Source organism: Glycomyces lechevalierae, from assembly GCF_027622945.1.
Taxonomy (GTDB): domain Bacteria; phylum Actinomycetota; class Actinomycetes; order Mycobacteriales; family Micromonosporaceae; genus Glycomyces; species Glycomyces rutgersensis.
Genome location: NZ_JAPZVQ010000007.1, coordinates 166,327 through 188,813 on the forward strand (window position 1 = coordinate 166,327; position 22,487 = coordinate 188,813).

General features: G+C 66.0%; 11 protein-coding genes and 1 pseudogene. 6 read left to right on the top strand and 6 right to left on the bottom strand.

Annotation, left to right across the window (positions count from 1 at the left end):
• Positions 1-41: 41 nt before the first annotated feature.
• The 4 genes from O2L01_RS13615 to O2L01_RS13630 form a co-directional block, all read right to left on the bottom strand.
• The gene (locus tag O2L01_RS13615) at positions 42-1,433 is read right to left on the bottom strand and encodes a glycoside hydrolase family 43 protein (RefSeq protein ID WP_270122491.1); all 1,392 of its coding nucleotides are present in this window, start codon (positions 1,431-1,433) and stop codon (positions 42-44) included.
• A gap of 81 nt (positions 1,434-1,514) precedes the next feature.
• Entirely contained in the window at positions 1,515-3,122 is a 1,608-nt protein-coding gene (locus O2L01_RS13620; RefSeq protein ID WP_270122492.1) for a glycoside hydrolase family 43 protein, read from the bottom strand.
• A 138-nt stretch (positions 3,123-3,260) separates the two neighbouring features.
• Positions 3,261-3,881 carry an RICIN domain-containing protein gene (locus O2L01_RS13625; RefSeq protein ID WP_270122493.1) on the bottom strand — a complete coding sequence of 207 codons (621 nt, stop codon included), beginning with the start codon at positions 3,879-3,881 and terminating at the stop codon, positions 3,261-3,263.
• Positions 3,882-3,978: 97 nt separating this feature from the next.
• Positions 3,979-5,088, bottom strand: a complete 1,110-nt coding sequence (locus O2L01_RS13630; protein ID WP_270122494.1) for a glycoside hydrolase family 62 protein — start codon at positions 5,086-5,088, stop codon at positions 3,979-3,981.
• Between the two features lie 382 nt (positions 5,089-5,470).
• Between O2L01_RS13630 and O2L01_RS13635 the strand changes: the two genes are divergently transcribed.
• The 4 genes from O2L01_RS13635 to O2L01_RS13645 all read left to right on the top strand — a co-directional run bounded on the left by O2L01_RS13635 (position 5,471) and on the right by O2L01_RS13645 (position 12,592).
• The gene (locus O2L01_RS13635; protein ID WP_270122495.1) at positions 5,471-7,252 is read left to right on the top strand and encodes a cellulase family glycosylhydrolase; all 1,782 of its coding nucleotides are present in this window, start codon (positions 5,471-5,473) and stop codon (positions 7,250-7,252) included.
• Between the two features lie 260 nt (positions 7,253-7,512).
• Positions 7,513-9,000, top strand: a complete 1,488-nt coding sequence (locus tag O2L01_RS13640) for a non-reducing end alpha-L-arabinofuranosidase family hydrolase (protein WP_374727690.1) — start codon at positions 7,513-7,515, stop codon at positions 8,998-9,000.
• Between the two features lie 342 nt (positions 9,001-9,342).
• Positions 9,343-9,471, top strand: coding sequence for a hypothetical protein (locus tag O2L01_RS25670; protein ID WP_344468929.1), 129 nt, complete (start codon positions 9,343-9,345; stop codon positions 9,469-9,471).
• Between the two features lie 163 nt (positions 9,472-9,634).
• Complete coding sequence (locus tag O2L01_RS13645) at positions 9,635-12,592, top strand: COR domain-containing protein (protein WP_270122497.1); 2,958 nt, start codon at positions 9,635-9,637, stop codon at positions 12,590-12,592.
• Positions 12,593-12,853: 261 nt separating this feature from the next.
• Here O2L01_RS13645 and O2L01_RS13650 read toward each other — a convergent pair whose 3' ends face one another.
• Entirely contained in the window at positions 12,854-17,431 is a 4,578-nt protein-coding gene (locus tag O2L01_RS13650) for a ricin-type beta-trefoil lectin domain protein (protein ID WP_270122498.1), read from the bottom strand.
• 311 nt (positions 17,432-17,742) lie between these two features.
• Here O2L01_RS13650 and O2L01_RS13655 point away from each other — a divergent pair, with 311 nt between their 5' ends.
• Both O2L01_RS13655 and O2L01_RS25675 read left to right on the top strand, forming a co-directional pair.
• Complete coding sequence (locus O2L01_RS13655; RefSeq protein WP_270122499.1) at positions 17,743-18,690, top strand: FG-GAP repeat domain-containing protein; 948 nt, start codon at positions 17,743-17,745, stop codon at positions 18,688-18,690.
• Positions 18,691-18,801: 111 nt separating this feature from the next.
• Positions 18,802-19,441: pseudogene (locus O2L01_RS25675) on the top strand (transposase); the annotation flags it as partial.
• A 388-nt stretch (positions 19,442-19,829) separates the two neighbouring features.
• On the opposite strand, the gene O2L01_RS13665 reads toward O2L01_RS25675, so the two are convergent.
• Positions 19,830-22,469: an ATP-binding protein gene (locus tag O2L01_RS13665; RefSeq protein WP_270122500.1), complete on the bottom strand. Its 2,640-nt coding sequence runs from the start codon at positions 22,467-22,469 to the stop codon at positions 19,830-19,832.
• Positions 22,470-22,487: the final 18 nt, after the last annotated feature.

Below are 22,487 nucleotides of genomic sequence, written 5' to 3' on the forward strand. Positions count from 1 at the left end.
AATGAACGGGCCTCCTTTGCGGGAGGCCCGTTCCCTTCGGGCTAAACGGCGAAGCGCCACCAGTCCACATTGAACAGGAAACCGCTGCCGCCGGTGAAATTCAGGTACAGGTCGCGGGTGCCGGTCGCACCGCCGACCGGGCAGGAGACGTCCGCCCAGGTCTGCCAGCCGCCGGTGCCCGAGACGGTGCACCTGCCCACGACCGGGCCGTTCGGGCCGTCGACCCGCAGCTCGATGGTGCCGCCGCTGGTCGCCGAGGCCACCCGTGCGCTGAATGTCCGTGCGCCGGTGCCGAAGGCCACGCCCTTGACCTTGATCGAGTCGCCGTTCTCGATCCAGCTGACGTTCATCCCACCGGCGGCGGTCCACTCGGTCTCGACCCCCGTGGCCCAGGCGATCGTCTCGGCCTCTTGGCGCACATAGGGATTGAGGGTCCCCACTTGCGGCGGCCCGGCTGTGGTCATGTTCATCTGGGGGATCGTGCCGTCGGCGTTGTAGGTGAACTTCTCGACGGCCACGGACCTGGTGAAGCCGCCGCCGCCCGGCAGGGCGCCGTTGTGGTAGAAGAAGTACGACGATCCCTTGAAGTCGATCACCCCTGGGTGGTTGGTGAAGGCGTTGCCCTGTGCCGGCATGACGGTGCCCCGGTAGGTCCACGGCCCGGTCGGGCTCGGGGCCGTGGAGTAGCCGATGAACTCCTGGCAGCACTGCGCCGCGAACACGTTGTAATACAGCGATCCGCGCTTGTAGACCCACGGCCCCTCCTCGTAGAGGGTCGGGCGGTCGGTGCTGCCGGGGCGGGTGCCGAAGCCCTCCGTGGTGAGGGGGATCTTCGTGGGCGAGCCCGAGTAGGAGATCATGTCGGCGTTGAGCTTCACGTACCACAGGTTCGGGTTGCCCCAGTAGAGATAGGCCTGCCCGTCCGTGTCGATGAAGACCGTGGGGTCGATCTCGCCGTTCATGACGAGCGGGTGCCCGAGGGCGTCCCAGAACGGACCGGTGGGACTGTTCGAGACGGCCACGCCGATCGCGAACTGGCCGGTGGTCCGCTCGGATGTGGGGACGTACCAGTAGAACAAGCCGTTTCGTTCGATGGCCTGGCCCGCCCAGGCGTTCGCGCCCGCCCAGCTGAACGTGTCGAGGCTGAGCGGCGAGCCGTGGTCGGTCCAGTTGGCCATGTCGTCGGAGGAGTAGACCCGCCAATCCTTCATATTGAAGGAGGAGGTCGAGCCGTCCTCGTCGTGCCCGGTGTAGAGGTAGACGCGGCCGTTGTGGACCAGCGGCGCGGGGTCGGCGGTGTAGATGGTCTGGACGATCGGGTTGTCGGCCTGCGCAGGGTCGGGAGACGGATCGGCGGCCGTGCTCAGCAGGGCCGCGACGAACGCCGCGACCAGCGCCGCCGCCAGGCGGCGTCTCAAATGGGGTGTCTTCATGGGGAACCTCTCCGGCGCTCGCGCGCCATGGGTGTCATTCAGGATGCATGGAACGGGTAGTGGATCGGGTGTCGCGACTCGTCACGCGGTGACCGAGAAGCGTTTGACGGTGACGGCGCCGCCGAGGGATCGGGTGGCGTGATTGAAGACCGCGAACCGGGGGCCCATGAAGAACGCGGGGCTGGTGCCCAGGGTGTGCGCGGTCCCGAGCGGGATGAAGTTCGATCCGTCTTCGCTGTAAGAGAAATGCGCCTGACGTTCGGCGCCTGGTCGGATGTCAGCGGTGACCCGCAGCCAGACGGTGGACGCGCACAGGTCGGCGCTCGCGCGTTCGATGCCCTTACCGACGGTGTTGAATCCCGAGTCCATGGTGTGGCCGTCGGTCATGGAGATGCGGGTGACGCCGTTCTCGCGGCGCAGGCCGATCCAGGCAGAGTCGTTGCGGAGCATCGCCAGGCCGGCGCGGTCGCCGTCCGCCATCTGGGCCGGGTCGAGTTCGATGGTGGCCGTGGAAGCAGGGCCTTGGACGCGGTGGGTGAGCGTATTGCGGGCCCGGTAGAGGTCGTCCGTGACCGTCGCGGTCTGGAGCCTGAGGCCGTTCCCGGTGGACCACTTGGTGTCGTCGGGGTTGTGGTTCCATTCCCACTTGGCGGCGAGCGTCGCGGTGGTGAACGTGTCGGTGCCGATCATGGACGGCACGGGATGCGGGGTGAGGTTCGGGAACGGGTACGTCTGCCCCCAGGCGCCGTTCACCGTCTGCACCTGCGGCCAGCCGTCCGCGGTCCAGCTGATCGGCGCGAGCGCCGGCACCCGCCCGCCGGGATAGGCGTCGACGAACCCCATGTAGTACCAGGCACCGTCGGGTGTGGAGACGAGACCGCCCTGGTGCGGGATGCCGCCGCCGGGGATCGGTCCGGGCATGTCGAGCAGCACCTCCCGGATTTCGTAAGGGCCCCAAGGCGACGAGGACTTGAGGATGTACTGGCCGTTCGGGGGCTTGGTGAGGAACATGTAGTAGCTGCCGTTGATCTTGTAGAACCTGGCGCCCTCCATGCCGCCGATCTCGGGCGGACTGGAGAAGACGTGCTCGTTGCGAACCTCGGTCTTGCCGTCGGCCGAGAGCTGCGCGACGTAGAGCTCGGTGTTGCCGTAGGCGACGTACATGGTGTCGTCGGTGTCGACGAGCATCCCGGCGTCGTAGTAGGAGCGGGGAAACTCGGTGTGGCGGGTCCAAGGTCCGGCCGGATTGGTGGCGGTGTACATGAACGAGCGGTGGAAGTCGATCTGGCCGAGCCAGTAGAAGCGGTTGTCGCCGGCGCGGTGGGTGAGCGAGGAGGCCCAGATGCCGACGATGTAGCGGTGGCCGCCGTTCAGGTCGTACCAGTCGCTGAAGTCGAGTCTCGGCACGGAGTGGCCGATGAACTCCCAGTTGACGAGGTCCCTGGAGTGCAGGACCGGGGCTCCTGGCGAGTAATGCATCGTGGACGCGGTCATGTAGAAGTCCGAGCCGACGCGGATGATCTCGACGTCGGCGAAGTCCTGCCAGATGACGGGGTTCGTGAAGCTCGTCTGCTGGGCTTCGGCTGCGGTGAACGGGTTGAGCGCGCTTGCGACGGCGGCGCCGGCGAGCACGCCGGCTCCGCCGATGAGGATGCGTCGGCGGCTCTTGGGGGTTTCCATCCAGGCCATGGTGGTCTCCTTGGTCGAGGTTCGCTTTCCCGACGTTGGCGATGCGTCGGGTCATGGAGATGCGGGCTCTTGCCAGGGGCGGGACCGGACCGGGCGGTCGCGGACCGGCGGGTGCGCCGCCTGGTCCGGTCCCGGTCGTCAGTCGACGGAGGCCGCCGCGATGTCGGCGAGGACGGTGTCCGCGCCGCAGGTGGCGCCCACGGGGACGAGCGAGAACTGCTGGTTCGCCGCGCCCGTCGGGGTCCACTGGCGGATCGGATCACCCGCTGTTGTCGACCAGCCGTAGACGTCGAGTGCCTTGCCCGAGTTGCGGTTGATGAAGGAGTAGTAGCCGGCCGAGTCCTTGTTGACCTGCCACTGCTGGTTGGTGCCGTTCAGGTTGGTGTACTGGGCGACGGTGGCGCCGTCGGCGGTGCTGAAGTCCCAGACGTCGAGCACCAGCCCGGAGTGGCGGGCCTGGATCCGGTAGTAGCCGTTGCCGCTGTCGATGAAGCGGAACTGCTGGTTCGGGTTCGCCCAGTTGGTGTACTGGGTGAGGGCCGCCCCGGTCGCGGTCGAGACGCCCTGGATGTCGAAGGCCAGGCCGGAGTGGCGGGAGACGATCGTGTACCAGTCGCTGGTGCTCGGCGGCTGCGCCTCGGCGCGGTCGGTGTGGAAGGCGACCAGTGCGGCGGTCGCGATCACGATCGCCACAGCGAGCGCTGCCATGCCTCGGGTCCAGCGGGACAGGATCGAGATATCGGGTGCGTCCGATGCCATCGGGTGCTCCTCAGCGGATGCGCGGACAGGGAATGAGGGTTTCGCGGGGGTCAGCACGGGGCGCTTCCTCCAAGTGCCGGAGGGAGGTTCAGGACGGTCAGCACGAGGCGCCGCTCTTGAGGGTCAGGAGCCCGAGGCGGTACGGGAGCTGTGAGTACTCCATGCCGTCGGTGCTCGGGTCGCGGCCCTGGTAGAGGAACTGGAGGTTGCCGGTGTCGATCTGCATGGTCTGGTCGTTGCCTTGCCGGATGAGTTCACCGTGGCTGATGTCCGCCGTCCACTTGCCGTCGGGGAACGTCACGTTCGCGATCCCGGCGAACGGAGCGCTCTGGTCTCCTGCCTGCAGCTGCCACTGCCCGGTGAGACCGTCGGCGAGGTACGAGCGGTAGTAGCGGCCGTTGGAGCCCATCGCCTCCCAGATCAGCAGGTACTGGTCGGTGTTGTCGACCTTGTAGACCGCGCCGCCCTCGAAGAGGAGGTCGCGCGTGTCCTGCAGGACGATCTGGGTGTTGCGGAAGCCGTTCGGGAACTCGCCGATCGTGGTCTCGGAGCGGTACACGCGCCCGTCGTCGTCGGCGGCGAACAGGTAGCACATGCTGTCGTCGCAGATGTTCCAGAAGTCCAGCCATCCGCCGCTGTTCTCTTCGACGATGGGAGGCGTTTCGTCGATGAAGTTCTTCGGCGCCGACCAGCTCATCGGGTCGGCGGGGTTCTTGCTGGTGGAGTACGAGGGCGGCCCGGTCTGGTAGACGAGGTACCACTCGTCGTCCGGCGCGAAGTGGAACAGCTGCGGAGCGGCGGCGTACCGGGAGCCGATGTTCGGGTTGGTGTCCAGATAGGTCACTGGCGCGTTCGCGGCCTGGGACCAGTCGGAGAAGTGGGTGAAGGCCAGGCTCCAGTGCCCTTCGGGAGTGTTCGCCACGGTGTTGTAGACGAGCCACTCGTCGTTGTAGCGGACCACGGTGGGGTCCTTGGCGGAGACGACGTCGTGCGTCGCGTCCGGCTTGGGGCCGATGAGCGGCCCAGTGGACTCCCACTGATAGGTGGTCGGCAGGGCCTGCGCCCCGACTTCGTCGGCGCCGCCGTCTCCGGTGGTCCCGCCGTCGGTGGTCTGGGCGTTGGCGATGAGCGCGCTCGAGGCCAGCGTGGTGGCCACGGCGAGCACTGTCGCCGCTCCCAGCACGCGATTTCGCAGTGTTCGTTGCATGAATTTCCCTTCCGTGAGCAGGCAGAGCCGCCTGTTATCGCTCACATGACATGGGTTGGATCCGAAACATCTGATGACTGTTCGGAGATTCGAACTATAGAGAAATCTCGATATACAGTCAACGGGTTGACGAAAAGTTTGTTGGTACACCCAGCGTTAAGCGCTTGCTTTCGAGTCTCGTCTTCACGTTCGCTTCCCCAAGGCCTGCAGGCAATCTCGGAACGCGCCTGCGCTGCGGCAGGCGGCCGACGAGGCCGTATCGAGGATCAACCTATTGACAAAGTTTGATCGTTCAACTTAATGTGGGGGCGCACAAGGAGATCGACCCCCCTCCAGCGGCCAACGCCGCGCCCTCACGGTACCCACCCTCACAAGGAGAACCGTGACAAGTTCAGTCACTGTCCATAGAAGACGACTGCGCCTCGGCGCGATCGCCGCAGCAATCACCGCCCTGACCGCGGGCCTGATCGGCGCCGCCAGCGCTCAAGCAGAAAAGCCGACCGCCCCGCCGGACCATGCGGTCACCGCCATGGAGCAGGTCGCGGCCATGCAGCCGGGCTGGAACGTCGGCAACAGCCTCGACGCCTTCGGCGGCGACACCGGCGGTGAGACCGCCTGGGGCAACCCGCTGATCACCGAGGAACTCCTCCAGACCATCAAGGCCGAGGGCTACAACTCGATCCGCCTCCCGGTGGCCTGGGACTACGAGCACACCGGCCCGGGACCGGACTACACGATCTCCTCCGAGCGCATGGAGCGTGTCGCGCAGGTCGTCGACTGGGCGATCGCGAACGACCTCCAGGTGCTGGTCAACATCCACGACCAGATGTTCACCAAGGCGCTGCCGGACGACCGCGAGAACGTGCTCGCGAAGTTCAACTCGATGTGGCGCCAGATCGCCGAGCGGTTCAAGGACTACCCGTCCGAGCTGTCGTTCGAGAGCATCAACGAACCGCAGTTCCCCACTGACACGGCCAACCAGGACGCCCACACCGCCACGCTCAACGTCAACTTCTACGAGACCGTCCGCGCCACCGGCGGGAAGAACGCGGACCGGCTCCTGGTGCTGCCGACGTGGGTCACCAACTCCGAGCAGCCGCACCTGGACGCGCTCAAGGCCACCATCGACGAGCTCGACGACGACATGATCGCCGCGACCGTCCACTTCTACGGGTTCTATCCCTTCAGCGTCAACGTCGCCGGGGTCACCACCTACGACGAGGCGACCCAGCAGGACCTCGAGAACACCTTCCAGCGCACCAATGACACCTTCGTCGACAACGGCGTGCCGGTCATCGTCGGGGAGTGGGGTGTCCTCGGCTACGACTACACCCGCGGCACCGTGCCCAACTCGCCGCAGTACGGCGAATTGCTGAAGTTCTTCCAGGCCACCGCGCACCAGGCCGTCGAACAGCAGCTGACCTTGATGCTGTGGGACGCCGGTTCGTACCTCAACCGCCACACCCTGGAATGGCGCGACCCGCTCCTGAAGGCGTACATGGACTCAGGTTTTACGACGCTTTCGGGCACCGCCTCGTTCGACTCGATCTACCTCGAGAAGGCCGGGACCATCGCCGACGAGTCGCTCACCCTCAACCGCAACGGCCTTGACTTCGAGGGCCTGTGGCAGGGGGACACCGCACTTACCGAGGGCGCTGACTACACCGTCTCCGGTGACACGCTCACCCTGACCGCCGCCGCGCTCACCCGTCTCGCGGGCGACCGCGCCTACGGCACCAACGCGACCATCGAAGCCCGCTTCTCGGACGGCCTGCCTTGGGCGATCCACATCATCTCCTACGACAAGGCGCAGCTCTCGGATGCGTCCGGGACCCTGGACGGCGAACCCTGGTCCGGGTGGGAGCCCTGCAACTCCTCGTGCTTCGCGATCCCGACCGAGTTCAACGGCGACCAGATCGCCACGATGGAGGCCAAGTACGCCGACGGCACCAACGCCGGGCCCCACACGTGGACCGCGTTCAAGGAGTTGTGGGCGACCTACCGGCCCGACTACGACGCCGGCACGATCAGCCTCACCCCTGACTTCTTCAACGAGGTCAGGGACGACGAGCCCGTCACCCTCACGTTCCACTTCTGGGGCGGCGGCACGATCGACTACACGATCACCAAGACCGGCTCGACCGTGACAGGTACCACCGCTTAAGCGGCGATCTGCAAGGCGGTGTGGGCATCCAAGTGCCCACGCCGCTTTGCTGCCGTGGACCTCCCGCTGACCCGAGGCATGGCCGCGCTCGCGCCGGCCTCCGTCGACTGACCGATCCGGGACCGGACCGTGGCGGCGCACCCCCAGTCCGCGACCGCCTGTCCGGTCCCCCCCTAGCAATGAACCCGCATCTCCATGATCCGACGCATCGGCGACTTCTGGGGAAGCGAACCTCGACTAAGGAGACCAGCATGGCCTGGATGGAAACCCCCAAGAGCCGCAGGCGGATGCTCATCGGCGGAGCCGGCGTGCTCGCCGGGGCCGCCGCCGCGACCGTACTCAACCCGTTCACCGCAGCCCAAGCACAGCAGTCGACCGACCCCACCGCCTGGTACGTGCTGCTGAACCGCAACAGCGGCAAGGCCCTGGACGTCAGCGGCGTGTCCACCGCCGACGGCGCCCAGCTCCACCAATGGACCCGCACGAACGCCCAGAACCAGCAGTTCCAGTTCATCGACGCCGGCAACGGCTACTACAAAATCAAGGCGCGACACTCAGGCAAGCTGCTCGACGTGTCCAGCTGGTCCACGGCCGACGGTGCCCCCATCCACCAGTGGACCGACACCGGCGGCGCCAACCAGCAGTTCCGGCTGGCCGACTCCGGCGGCGGCTATGTCCGGTTGATCAACCGCAACAGCAACAAGGCGGTCGAGGTCCAGAACGCGGCGACCAACGACGGCGCCACCGTCGTGCAGTACAGCGACTGGGGCGGCAGCAACCAGCAGTGGCAGCTCGTCCGCGTCGACAGCGGCAGCGGCGCCTGCGCGCTTCCGTCGACGTACCGCTGGACATCGACCGGCCCCCTGGCGCAACCCAAGGCGGGGTGGGCATCGCTCAAGGACTTCACCGCCGTCGTCCACAACGGCCAGAAGATCGTCTACGCCACGACGCACGGCGCGTTGCCCTATCCCGACGGCAACTGGGGACTGATGTCCTTCAGCCCCTTCACGAACTGGTCCGACATGGCCACCGCCCCCCAGAACACGATTCCCTTCGACGGCATCGCACCGACGCTGTTCTACTTCGCGCCGAAGGGCCTCTGGGTGCTCGCCTACAACGGGGCTTGGCCATATAGCTTCGGCTACCGCACCTCGACCGACCCCACCAACCCCAACGGCTGGTCCGCGCAGCAGGAGCTGTTCACGGGCACCCTCCCGAAGGGAGGCCCCCTCGACGTGACCCTCATCGGCGACGACACGAACATGTACATGTTCTTCGCCGACGATGAGGGCGGCATCTACCGCGCCAGCATGCCCATCGGCAACTTCCCGGGCACCTTCGGTTCGTTCACGGAGATCATGCGCGACACGCCGCTCAACCTGTTCGAGGCGGTCGAGGTCTACAAGGTCCAGGGGCAGAACCAGTACCTCATGATCGTCGAGGCCCAGAACTACACAGGGTTCGGTCGCTACTTCCGCTCGTTCACGGCCCCCACTCTCGACGGCACGTGGACACCCCAACCCGAGGCCGAGACCGCGAACAGCCCGTTCGCCGGGAGTGCCAACAGCGGCGCGACCTGGACCCGGGACATCAGCCACGGCGATCTGGTTCGCACCAACCCCGACCAGACCAAGACCATCGACCCGTGCAACCTGCAGTTCCTCTACCAGGGACGCGACCCCGGCACCGACGGCGGGGAGTACAGCACGCTGCCCTACCGGCCGGGTCTGCTGACCCTGCAGCGCTAACAGCACGACGCAGATCCGGCTCGGGCGTTCCCGAGACAGCGGGCGGGCTCGGCACGAGACCGAGCCCGCCCGAATCCCTGCGGCCATCTGGAACGGAAAAGATCCAATGGATTCAAGGAGTAAGAGATGCGAACAAGAGCAAGACGTATGACAGGCACGGCAAGAAGCTCACCGCCGAGGTCACCTCAGCGTGAAAGCCTTGCGCCTCCGGTGCGTTGCGACAGGTTCGACAGCTTCCTGTACCAGCAGCCCGGCTCGATCTGACTTCGTTGCAGGACAGGCTGATACGCCACGACTGGGGGCAGCTTTTGCTTCGAGCACGTCTCGCTCTTCGTCGCCGCGGTGCTGGAGCCGCTCGGGTTCCGCTTCGCCGCCGCCTCGGGGCGGGTGCAGCTGGGCGCCGACCCGCGGAAGCCTCGTCCGGCGACGCACGCATGCCGCTCGTGGAGCTGGACGGCATGCGCTGGTTGAGCGACGTCGGTTTCGGCGCCAGCCCTTGGAACTCATTGAGCTGGTCAACGGCGCGATAAGCGAGGCGGGTCCCCGTGGCGAGGCTGACTCAGCAGAACCCCATGAGATTGCAGGATGTGCCATAATCAGGTCCAGTCATCCCTCAGTAGGACAAGGACCCCCGGTGCCTCTGAATCTTCGCGCACGCATCGACCGAAGCGGCCGCCTGAATCTCTCGAACCTCTCACTCAAGGAGGTCCCTGAAGAGATCAAGGATCTCCCCGAGATCAATCAAGTGGACCTATCACAGAATAGCATCGAGGTCATCCCTGATTTCTTCAGTGAGTTGAATTTTTCGTACATCAATCTCACAATGAACAGCATTCGAAGAATTCCAAGCAAACTACTGAGCGCCCCCAACAGGAAGATGGTCAACCTGTCATGGAATCATCTTGAGGTTCTACCAAAAATAACCGAGGACGAATCCTCGATCGCCTGGATTGACTTGACGAACAACCATCTGAGATACATTCCAGATTCCATCTCTAAACTGCGCAATCTGCGCACGCTGAGTCTGAAAAAGAACCAGATATCCGACATCCCTCATTCTATCGGTGAACTCACTCGACTCAATGATCTCGATCTTTCATCGAACTGCCTCAAGTCACTGCCCGGATCGATCGGTGCCCTGACGGAACTCCTGTCACTGGATCTCTCAAGAAACAACCTGACTGGGATACCACATGAGGTTGGGAAGCTCGTCTCACTTCACAGCCTCAATCTTGAAGAGAACCCTCTGCCCCCCGAATTGCTGGCTGCCCACTACAACGGCCTACCCACGTTGCGGCAGCTCTTGAACCTGCTGGAAGTGGAAGGCACACCGCTCAGAGAAGCAAAGTTGGTCCTCGTCGGCGAGGGCGAGGTCGGGAAGAGCACTTTGCTGGCCGCCCTGCGAGGCGATCCCTTCAAGATCGGCCGCAACTCGACCCATGGAATCGAGGTCAAACAACTCGTAGTCGAGACGGGCACCAACCCTCGCGACTCCGTCTCGCTCAACGCATGGGACTTCGGCGGGCAGGATGTCTACCGCCCCACACACCAGCTCTTCTTCACCGCCCCGGCCATCTACCTGGTCGTGTGGAAACCCAGGCAAGGGCCGGAACTAGGGTTCGTCGAATACTGGACCAGCTTGATCAGGCGCCGAACCGGAACGGGCATCAAGATCCATATCGTCGCCACCCATGGGGACCGGCAGGGACGATACGCTCACTTCGACGATACGCGCCTCCGCCAGCAGTACCCCGGCATCATAGACGGCGTCCACCATGTCGGCAGTGAGACGGGCAGGGGTATCGATGACCTCAAAGTTGCGATTGCGACCACCGCCGCGCAGTTCCAGCACTTGCACCGCAAGCTTCCGGCGAGTTGGTTGAGATTCCAAGCGGCTCTGAAGGAAAGCGGAGAGCCCTATCTCGAATTCGGAGAGTACGTCGAGCGAGCGGCCGAGTTCTACCTCACTCAGGATTCGGCTGAGTCGCTGGCACGTGTGGCGACTGAACTTGGATACTGGTGCTACTACCCCGAAACCAGCGGTCTGGATGATCTTGTCGTGCTCCAACCCGACTGGCTCAGCACTGCGGTGAGCCTGGTGCTGGACGACGACGAAACCAATCGACGGAACGGGCTCATCGAACACCGTCGACTCCTGGACGTATGGCATAACCCTGAACGCCCACGACACCTGCGGTACAAGCCCAGAGTCCACCGCGTGCTACTGCGACTCATGGAGAAATACGAGATCTCATACCGCATCAGTTCCGAGGACACCAGCCACCAGCCGACCAGCCTCATCACACAGCTGGTCCAGGAACAGCCTGCTTCGCTGGAAGCCTGGACCGAGTACGGATGGAACCTCAAAGAGCAGGTCCGTATCTGCGAGTTCATCGACAGCAGCGGCCTGAAGGTCATTCCTGAGGACTTGATCAACCGGTTGATCGTCCGAATGCACCGGTTCTCCCTTGGGCGGGAACGCCACCACGAAAGCGTGCACTGGCGCACCGGACTGGTCATCGATCGTGGACTCCACGGAAGGGCATTGATCCAGGTCGAGCGCGACCAGCTCATCGTCAAGGTCAAAGCGGCCTACCCTCAGTTCTTCCTCGACCAGATCACGGAAGACATCAGGGATTACGCCAAGAATTATTGGCCGGGACTCGAATTCAAGAACCTCCTCCCTTGCCGCAGCACCTGTAAGGACCCGAACTGCTCGCGCGCGGGGCAATTTGAGATCAAACGACTGTTCGCAAGAGCGGCCCGCGGAAGACTGCACACTGAATGCGGCCATTGCGGCGAAGACGTCCCGATCGACCACCTGGTGACCGGCGTCAGCAATACTTCCGAGGTCGCGCAGGGTCTCGCGAGCGTTGTGGAGTCCGCGTTGCAGCCGAAGTTCCTTGAGCTGATCGAGATGATGAACAGCCAGCGAATCCAGACAGTGGCCGCGCTTTCGGTTTCGATGAAAGATGTGGCGAGCAGGACCGAGGAACGCCTTCAGGATATTCTTCGTGCTCTGGCCGACGAGTCCTCCTCGGGCCCTCGGCTGTTCACGGCGGAGCTCTCGGACGAGTATCCGTGGTACCGCAAGGCCACCCACCAGCGCGTTAAGATCTCGCTGTGGTGCGAGCACTCCCGGCTTCCGGTCCACATGCTCGGCGACAAGCGCCAAGGCGTATACGAGATCGAGATCCCCAAGGGATGGATCGTGAGCGCCGCGCCCTGGATCCGCGCCTGCACAACGCTCCTGCGGAGCGCGCTCCCGATTGGCATGGGTATCGCCAAGCTGGAGATCGCTCCCCAGCGGTGGGCGGAGCTGGAGAGCAGCCTGAAGCTGACCGAAGACACCATGAAATCCGTTGCCGAGCTCGGGGCCCAGTTCGTCGAGGAGATCGACGGCGACCCGCAGAACCTCGTCGTAGACAAGTTCGCTGAACCGAGCCCGGCCCAACTCAGGTTGCTGCAGCAGTTCCTCCGAATAGAAGATCCTACGTTCGGCGGGCTGCATCGCGTACTGGACCGCGGCCGATACCTCTGGGTCCACAGCCAGTTCGTAGGCGAGTACGATCCGGGACTCCCCGAGCTCTAGCCTTGCAGCTGAGCATGTATAGCGCCCTCGTCACGATCGGACCGGAGGCCGGCCGTAGCAGGTGAGAAGCCGGTTCCTATCCAGGAACCGCGTGATCGCGGCACTGACGGCCGGGACGATCGTCGTCGCACTGACCAGGCTGCTTGGCCAGGCGTCCCGCATGGCGACAATGAAGGACAATGCCGGTTTGAAGCGGTGACGATCGGCTGCGAGGACTCGGTGCGGTGACCGCCGCCTTGCCGGCGGCGGTCACCGCCACTGTCAGATCTGGCTGCGTCGCATGCGGGTCAGCCACTGTGCGGCCACCAGGGCTGAGCCCAAAGCTACTGCCAGAAGGCCGATTTGGACCATCGGTGCCGTCGTCGCGCCGGTGACCGCCAGGGACTGGTCCTGGGTCTGGGTCTGGGTCTGGGCCGCGCAGTCGCCGCCGGCCGGCACGCTGGTATCCGCAGCTGCGGTATTGTCCGACGCGGCCATGTCGATGCCGCCCTCGGTCGGCGCCACGAACACTGCGACGGTGCCCGCGTCCGAGTCCGCACGGCAGCCCGATGGCACCCGCACCGGAATAGAGACTGTCGCTGCTGCCACCAACGCCTCGGCCGCGCCCGCTTCTGCGACGACACCGGCTTCCGCCTCGGTGTTCGCGGATTCACTCCTGTCGATCTGGTCTTCGATACTGCAGATGAGCGTGGTGGTGCCGGTGCAGTCGGCGCCCTCGGCGGGCCCAGCGAGCTCCAGGATCCTCGGCAGGTTGAGCATGAACTCGGCCCCGGGAGCGACCATCGGGCCGCTGTTCGAGATCGTGACGGTCACGACGCCCCTGTCGGTGATGTGCAGCGGCAGAGCGATGTCGACGTCCAGGTCGGTGGCGAGCACCGAGACGGGCTCGCTGGTGTTCCCGACCGGGTCGGTCTCGGTCACCATGAGCGGACCGCTGCCCACGATCTCGCCGTGGCAGGACCAGGATCCGTCGGCCGCGACCTGCGCAGTGCAGACCAGAACGCCGGTGGGTCCGTCCACGGTGACCGTGTCACCGATTTCGCCGGAACCCATCACGGTGACGCCACTGCCGTCGAGGTCGCCGACGACCCTGATCAAGCTCGGCGGCGGCGGCGCCTGGGTGTCGACCGTGATCTCGACCGGCGTCCCCGCGATCGTCCCGCCGGTCCCGTCATCGGCGACCGGCGTGTAGGAGTCGGTGCCGTCGGCGAGCGGCGCCGTCGGCGTGCAGGTCCAGGTACCACCCGCTTGCACGGCGCCGGTGCACACCGGCTCGGCGTTCCCGATGACGACGGTCACCGAGTATCCGAGCACGCCGGTGCCTGTGAAGGTCGGCGTGTCGTCGCCGGTGGTGGTCCCGTCGGCCGGATCGGTGATGGTCGGTCGATCGGTGACGCCGCCGTTCGGCGTGACCCCGGGCGCCGGGTTGGCGTCGTTCCCGGGGTTCGGGTCGTCGGTGTCGGCATGGGCCGTGGCGATGTTGCCCAGGTCCGAACCGTCGCCGGTGTATGCCGGGTCGATCTGGACGGTGAACGTCCAGACCACACTGCCGTTGGGAGCGAGCGTGGCCTGCGGACCGCAGGTGACGGTCTGACCCGACGCCGAGCAGCCCGTGCCCTGGCTGAAGAGCAGACCGATCGGCAGGTCGTCCGTGGCGGTCACGTTCGCCGCGTTGGACGGGCCCGCGTTGGTGACGGTGACCCGGTAGTCGAAGAAGCTGCCCGCCGCCACCGGTGCGGTGTTGAGCGCGACCTTCGCCGTCGACAGGTCCGCGCTCGGGTCGCCGGCCGTACCACCGGGAAGGCCCCCGTCGGGGTGGCCGTCGTTGTCGTCATCGGCATTCGGGTCCGACGCGTTGTTGTCCGGATCGGGGTCGATGGTGTCGCTCGAGGCCGTCGCGACGTTGCGGATCTCGGAGCCGTCGCCGGTGTAGGAGGGGACGAGCTTGACCGTGATCGTCCATGAGGCGCTGGCTCCGGCCACCAGTGTGGCCCGCGGGCCGCAGGTGACGGTCTGGCCCGAAGCGGTGCAGCCGGCACCGGAGACGAATGCCAGCGTCGCCGGGAGGACATCGGTGGCCTTGATGTTCGCCGCGTCCGAAGGCCCGTTGTTCGTGACCGTGATCAGGTAGTTGAAATCGTTGCCCGGGACGACCGGCCCCGAGCCCTGCACCTGCTTGGTCGTGGACAGGTCCGACTCGGGATCGGCGACCGTGCCGCCGGGGAGGCCGCCGTCGGGGTGGCCGTCGTTGTCGTCATCCGCGTTGGGGTTGGACGAGTCGTTGTCCGGGTTCGGGTCGTGGACATCGCTGGAGGCGGTCGCGACGTTGCGGATGTCCGAACCGTCGCCGGGATAGGCCGAGCTGAGCTTGACCGTGATCGTCCACGAGTGGGAGTCGTTCGCATCGAGCGTGGCCTGCGGGCCGCAGGTCACGGTCTGGCCGTTCGCTGAACAGTCCTGACCGGACACGAACGTCAGCGCGGCGGGCAGGACGTCGGTGGCGGTCACGTTGGTCGCCTGCGACGGTCCCTCGTTCGCAATAGTGATCACGTAGTCGAATGTCCGCCCGGGCACGACCGGAGTAGAGCCCTGCACCTGCTTCGTTGTCGCCAGATCAGCCGCGGGCTCGATCGCGGTGTCCACCGAGTCGCTCGCGGTGCCGTTGTTGGTGAACCCGCTCGGCATGGAGACGCTCGCGGTGTTGGTGATCGTCGTGCCGGCGGCGGCGTCCGCGACGGTTCCGGTGATGGTGACCGTGATGACCCCGCTGGGCGCGACGCTGCCGGTGAGGCTGACGCCGTTGCCGCTGCCCGAGGCGGTGCCGCAGCTCGAACCCGAAGTGGCCGTGCAGGTCCAGGTGACGCCGGTCAGGCTGCTGGGCACCGTGTCGGTGATGGTCATGCCGTTCACCTTGGCCGTGCCGCTGTTCGTCGCCGTGACCTGGTAGGTGACCGTGTTGCGGATGGTGCCGGTGGTCGGTCCTTGCTTGGCCATCGCGACGTCGACAGTGGCCGACACGTTGACGGCCTCGGTGGTGCTGTTGTTGGCGGTGTTGCTGTCGGTCCATCGGGTGCCGGAGGTGCTCGCCGAAGCCGTGACATTGCCGAGCGTGGTGCCCGCGTCGGATCCGACGGCGATGGTGCCCGAGACGGTGAAGGCCGCAGTGGCTCCGGCGGCGAAGTTACTCGAGTAGGTGCACAGGAGCGCAGCGGTGTTGCACGCCCAGCCCGAAGGTCCGCTGATGCCGGTGATGGTGTAGCCGCTGGGCTCGGTGAAGGAGACGAGCGGGTTCTGGGCGTAGTCGAGGGCGTCGGTGGCGAGGTTGTCGAGGGTGAAGGTGGTGTCCACATTCGAACCGGCGTCGCCGGTCACGCTCGCCGACCCGGCAGTCATCTTCAAGTCCGGGGCGGCCGGGATCACCGTGACCGTCGCGCAGGCGCTGTCGTTCGTGCTCACGGTGTCGACCGTGACGGCGGCGACGCTGGTCCCGCAGACGTTGTAGACCGTGCCGGGCGTCGCGCTCGCGGGGATCGTCCCGGTGACGGCCACCAGACCGGAACCGTCGCCGTTGTGGGCCGAGGTACCGGTGTCGGTGAACCAGACATTGCTCGAAGTGGGGCAGGTGGCGGTGGTCGCCGAATTGATCGTGCAGGCGTTGTAGCCCACGCTGGCCGCATTCGTGCGCGCGGCGCTCGTCATGGCGAAGCCGCTGCTGCCGGTGATGTTGAGGCTCTGGCCGATCGAAGGCTGGGGCCCGAGGTTGCGCACTTTGACCTCGGGCGTCACCGACGCCCCGGGCTTGCCGGTCACATTGGTCTGCGCGGAGGCGGCGAAGTCGGCGGTGCCGACCGAGAAGGTCTGGGACGCTCCGGCGTTGCAGGTGAACGTCTGGAGCACCGCCCCTGCCGTGTACACACCGTTTCGCACGTCCGCACAGAGGTTCACGAACGTGTTGACGAAGGCGCCGGCCCGGTAGGTCCCCGTCGCCGTCTGGTACGGCCAGGTGGCGTTGGTCGCGCCCGAGGTGCAGGTGCTGCCCAATTGCAGCTGCTGGCTCAACGCCGTGCTGTTGCCGGCGTTCTCGACGCATCGAGCGTTGTTCGAGTTCAACAGGATCCGGTCGTCGGTGGTGACGTCCCACTTCTGCATCGACCTCGTCGCGGAGCAAGTCTGCAGTGTCAGCTTCGCGCCGATGCCGTTGCTGGCCGCCTCCCAGCACATGCCCGAGGCGGCTACCGGTCGGATCTGCACGCCGGTCAGCGTTCCGACCGCCGACTCCGGGTCGCTCTCCCGCGCCGCCGGCTCGGCTTCGCCTCGCGATGCGTCTTCATCGGCGTCCGGCTCGGAGGCGTCCGGTTGCGGATCTTCAGTCGACCCGGCGTCGTCCGCCGCGCCGCAGTCAGTGCTCGTCGCGGTGGTCACCACGTCGAATTCCGTGCTTGAGACGGGATCGGACTCGGGGTCGTCGGGCGTGTCTGCTTCGAGGTCGCTGAGGCGGTAGGTCACCTTGGCCTCGTCACCGGCGCTCAGGTCGCCGGACCAAGTGAAGGTCTCGCCGTCCAGGCGCACCCGTCCACCGCCCGGCCCCTGCACCCCTCCCCAGGCGGTGTCGTCGAGCACCCCCGACAAGTCCTGCTCCACAGTGATGCCCGAAAGGACCCGGTCGCCACGGTTGCCGATGGTGAACATCGCCGTTCGGGTTCCAGAATCGGCGTCGGGTTCACTGAAGGCGGTCTCGCCGACCTCGAGGCCGGGGACGCCTTCGGAGCAGTCGAGCACTTCGCCGGCCATCGCCATGCCGAGGCCGGGCCCGTGTGCACCGACGACAAGCCCTGCCACTGCCGCAGCGCACAGCTTCCGCCAATTCCGTATGAACACCGACAACTCCCGACGTCGACCGAATGTCCATTGAGAACAGGACGCTGTCCTGTGTAACACGGTGTGGCGGCGAGGTTGCGATCATTCCCGCAGTGTCGTCGCCGGATACCTGCAACCGCCACCGGGCACCCGCGGCCGCACGTCGGCGCAGCGACCATCCGAAGCCTTCCTCACATTCGAAGGAACCACTTCGATATCCACCAGGTGTAGTTGAATAAGGACTGTCTTTCCTGACAATAGGCCGTTCGGTCTCTACTGCAAAGGAAGTCCTGATGGAGCACAGCTCACACGGCGGGTGTCTCGTCCGGATCCTTCGACGGGTCGCCGCTGCAAGCGCGGGCGTCGTGTGCGCCGCCATCGCCGTCACCCCAGGCACGTCCTCGGCGCAGTCCCCCACCGACGAGGCCACCGGCACCGGCCCAGTGGAACTCGTGGCCGCCGGGAACTACGACTACAACGGCGACGACCTCGACGACGTCCTGGCCCGCCGGAACCCGGGCGGAACCCTGGAGCTCTGGTCGGGCGACGGCTCAGGCGGCTTCATTGACCATGTCACGATCGGTTCGGGCTGGGGCGTCATGAACCTCATCGAGACCGCAGGCGATCTCAACGGTGACGGCAAGGCGGACCTCATCGCCCGCGAAGCGTCCACCGGCGCGCTGTACTTCTATGCGGGGACCGGAAGCGGCTTCAGGCCGGCCGTGCGCATCGGCCGCGGATGGGAAGTCATGAGCGCCATCGTCTCCGGGCACGACTACAACGGCGACGGCAAGACCGACTTCCTCGCCGTCGACGCCACCACCGGATACCTCTGGCTCTACCCCGGCACCGGCACGGGCACGCACGGCGTCCGGGTCAAGATCGGCTCGAGCTTCAACGAGGTGCGGGAGCTGACCGCAGTCGGTGACCTCAATGAGGACGGCCTCGCCGACATCGTCGCCGTGGGCAAGAACGACGAGTGCATGTACTTCTACGCGGGACCGGGCAACCAGGGCTTCGAGCCCCGGGTCCTGTTCGACTGCGGCTGGAGCGTGATGGATTCGGCGGCCTCCGTCGGCGACTTCGACGGCGACGGCCACGCGGACTGGATCGGCCGCGAGACGGCCACCGGTGTGCTCTACCTGTTCAAAGGCAACGGCACGGGCAGCTACGGCGCCTCACCCGCCCTCGACAGCGGCTGGAACACGATGACGATCGCCTTAACAACGCCGCCGCGCTGACGCAGGACGTGGCCGACGAGGCAGGCAACGCCGCCTAGGCCGTGTTTGAGAATTGAGGAAGCCTCCGGTTGACTCTGTTGTGCTGCAACAAGGTTCACCCGGAGGCTTCAATTGTCGAGCGTGACAGCACGCAGGGACCTGACCGACCGCCAGTGGGAACGGCTGCGCCGGTGGCTGCCCGAGCCGAACCGGCTCGGCCGACCGATATCCAGAAGCCGCCGAGTCCTGGTCGACGGCATCGCCTGGCGGGTGCGGACCGGATCGCCCTGGCGCGACCTCCGAACCGCTACGGCCCCTGGACCACGGCCTACTGGCTGTTCTGCGCCTGGCAACGATCGGGAGCATAGACGCCGATCTGGCGCTCGCTGCAGGCCCTCGCCCGCGCCGAACAGCGCCTGAGCTGGACCTTCAGCATCGATTCGACCACCGCCCGGGCACACCTGGCCACAGTCGGCGGGACCGGCAGCACCCCGTCCACGTCATGGCCGACCGGGCCTACTCCAGCCGGGCCAACCGCGCCTGGCTCCGTGAACACCAGATCAGAGCGACCATTCCAGAGCCTGCCGACCAGATCGCCAACCGACGGCTGCGCGGCGCGACAGGCGGTAGGCCACCGGCATTCGACGCTGACCGATACAAGGAACGCTCGACCACCGAGCGCACTATCGCCCGCCTCAAGCAACACCGCGCCCTCGCGACCCGATACGACAAACTCGCCGTCCGCTACCTGGCCACCGTCCAGATCGCCGTCAACCACCAGACCCAAAGCCGTCCCGGCGCTCCGCCAACTGACCCTCGACTACCAACCCACCGGCAAACCCAAAGAACCCACCAGACCTGCATAGCAAAACGGGCCGAACCTTTGCAGGTTCGACCTGTTTCCGATCTCTCGAGAGATCACACGGTCGGCCCAACACTCGCTTATTCAAACCCAACCCCCAGCTAGACGGCCTGCTAGAACGTCTATCCGACCCGTTGCCCGCCCGGGGCCCCGAAACCGGCCTGTTGGCCCCCGACTCGGGTGGCAGCTCATGCACTATGTGGATCGGATGGAATGAGCCGCGCGCCACGCCGAGAGCCAGACGCCCAGTGTCCTTCGTGGTCTTGTCAACGCTGGGTACGGTCCAGGTCCAGCGTCCTCAGAAGGTCCTCATCGTGAACCTCGCTGGCACTGGCGCGCCCATCGCCGCGTAGATCTGCTCCACTTCGCGCCAGTGCCGGCGGGCCGTGACCTCGTCGCCCTCGTCCCGCGCGGCTGATCCCAAGATCCAGAGCGACCAGGACTCTCCCCCGCGATGACCGAAGGAGCGGTGACTGTCGAGGGCCTGCCCCGCGAGTTCGCGGGCGCCGTCAGCGGCGCCGCGGCGTAGACGCACCTCGGCCAGGAGGTTGAGCGCCATGGCCGCGCTGGTCCGGTACTCGCCTTCCCGAGCCAGACTGAAAATCAGATCCGCGTCCACCTCGGCGGCCTCGAGTTCACCGAGCCCGATCCTCCCGACGGCCCGCTCGATCAGGGCATCGATCCTGACTCTGGTCAATTCGCCGTTCACCACCAACAGCGACTGCGCCGCGGCGGCCACCGCTCCCTCGTGGCGCCCGAGTCCATTGAGTGCGACAGCGACCGCAATGAGCCCGATTGCCTTGCTCATTCTGTCGCCCCTCAGATCCGCCTGACGGACGACCACGTCCGCGTATGCCAGTGCGTCGTCGTACCTCCCCTGCGCGGAATAGAATTCCGACCTGAATTCGGCCGTAGACGCGTCGAGTTTCCGTTCTCCCGCATGCACCTCGATATCCATGACCTGACCCAGGTAGTCGGCCGCTCCCACCAAACCCAGGCGGGTCGAAACCGAGGCGAGCCTTCGCAGATGTGATGCCTGAAGGGAGATGTCTCCGATCTCCTCTGCCATTTCGAGCGCCTCTGCGAGCAGTCGCATTTCGACCTGCAATTCACCCATGTCGCCGTGGACGACCGCCAGCGCCCCGAGGTTCACGCTCGCCGCACGCACCTTGCCGAGAGCGCGATTCATCGCGAGCGCCATCTCGCCTTGCTCGAGTGAGGTCCGTAGCCTCCCTAGGTTCCAGCAGGCGAGCGCCAAGTCATGGTGCGCCGCTGCCTGGCCGTCCTCCCATCCGACCCGGCGCGACCGTTCGATCGCGCGTTCGGCGTGGCGGACCACGTCCGTGAAGTCGCGAGCCTTGATGTACGCCGTGGACATGCAGAGTTCGGAGACCGCCTCCCCAGGGAGATTGGCTTCCGCCAGCGCGCCGTTCAACGCCGATTGACCGAGTGCGAGGAAGTCCGAGGCGCTCATCTCCATCCAGGCGTGGCCGCGGAGCGTATCGGCGAGCCTCCAGGCCACCGAACCGAAACCGTGCTCGCCGGCGTACCGCGCGACGGCGACGAGGTTTTCCCGTTCGTCGTCGAGCCACTGCGCGGCCTGTACTTCGTCGAGTCTCGGGACACCGGTGGAGCCGTCGGGAGCCGACAGCCTCGCGTAACGCGGATACCGAGCGCTGCAAGCCGCATCGGCCGTGCCGAGATACCAGTCGAAGAGGCGATTGAGGGCCTCGACTCTCACGGGGCCCTCAGCTTCGACCAGATCGTTTGCGTAGTCCCTGATCAGATCGTGGAGATAGAGTCTGCCGCGCCCGTCACGATTGACCATGTGCGCGTGCACGAGCTGTTCGACCGCACGCTCAGTCGCAGCCGTGGACATGTCCGCCAGCACGGTTGCGGCTTCGACGGCAAGGGACCTGACCGGGACGATGCCGAGGAGCCGGAGCATGCGGCGCGCGTCGTCAGCCAGGGCCTTGTAGGAACCGTCGAATGTGGCCTTGAGCGCGGCATGCGGTCCATCGCCGTGGGGAGGGACCACATGACCGCCGGCCTGGTTCGCCGCCGCGATGCGCAGCGCCAGCGGCAGGTATCCGCTGCTGCGGGCCAGCTCGTCCAGTTCCGGATGATCCGACGAGCGGGGGATCCGCAGCAGGGCCTTCAGAAGCCGGGTCGCCTCGTCCGGTGTCAGCGGTGCCAGACCGAGACGGAAGGCTCCATGGCGCGCGTGGAGGTCGCCGAGTCGATTCCGGCTCGTCACGATCACCAGCGAATGCGGACCGCCCGGAACCAGCGGGACCACCTGCTCGGCTGACTCCGCATTGTCGAGGAGGATGAGCATCCGCTTTCCGGCCGTCTCCGTACGCAGTCGGGCGGCGGCCTGATCGGCCTCGGCGGGCACCTGGTCGCTGGCGAGACCGAGCGACCGCAGCATCGCCGTTAGGGCCTCGATCGGCTGCAGCGCGGGGAACGGCGAATAGCCGCGCAGGTTGAGAAACAGCTGCCCGTCGGGGTAGCCGTCCGCGATGCGGTGGGCCCAATGCACCGCCGACGCGGTCTTGCCGACCCCGGCCACGCCCGAGATGACGACGACGGGCGAAGGCGGAATGCTCTCGTCCCCATCGCCCAGCCGCGCCGACTCAAGGTCGCGCAGCTCCTCCGCGCGACCGGTGAATCCAATGACGTCCGCGGGCAGCTCGCGAGGCACTTCGCCGGTCCGGTCCGGTAGTTCGGTCAGCATCGCCCGGTCGGTCTTGTCCAGATCCAGCGCCTCGACGAGCAGTCGCAACGTCCTCGGTTGTGGTCGCACTCGTCCCAACTCGATGTCGCGAACGGTGCGAATCCCGACGCCCGCCTGGAACGCGAGTTCCTCCTGGGTCAGCATCGCCCGCAACCGAAGCGACCGAAGGTTGTTGCCGGAATCGGCCGAGTTGTCAGGCATGCCTCAATAGTAGGACGA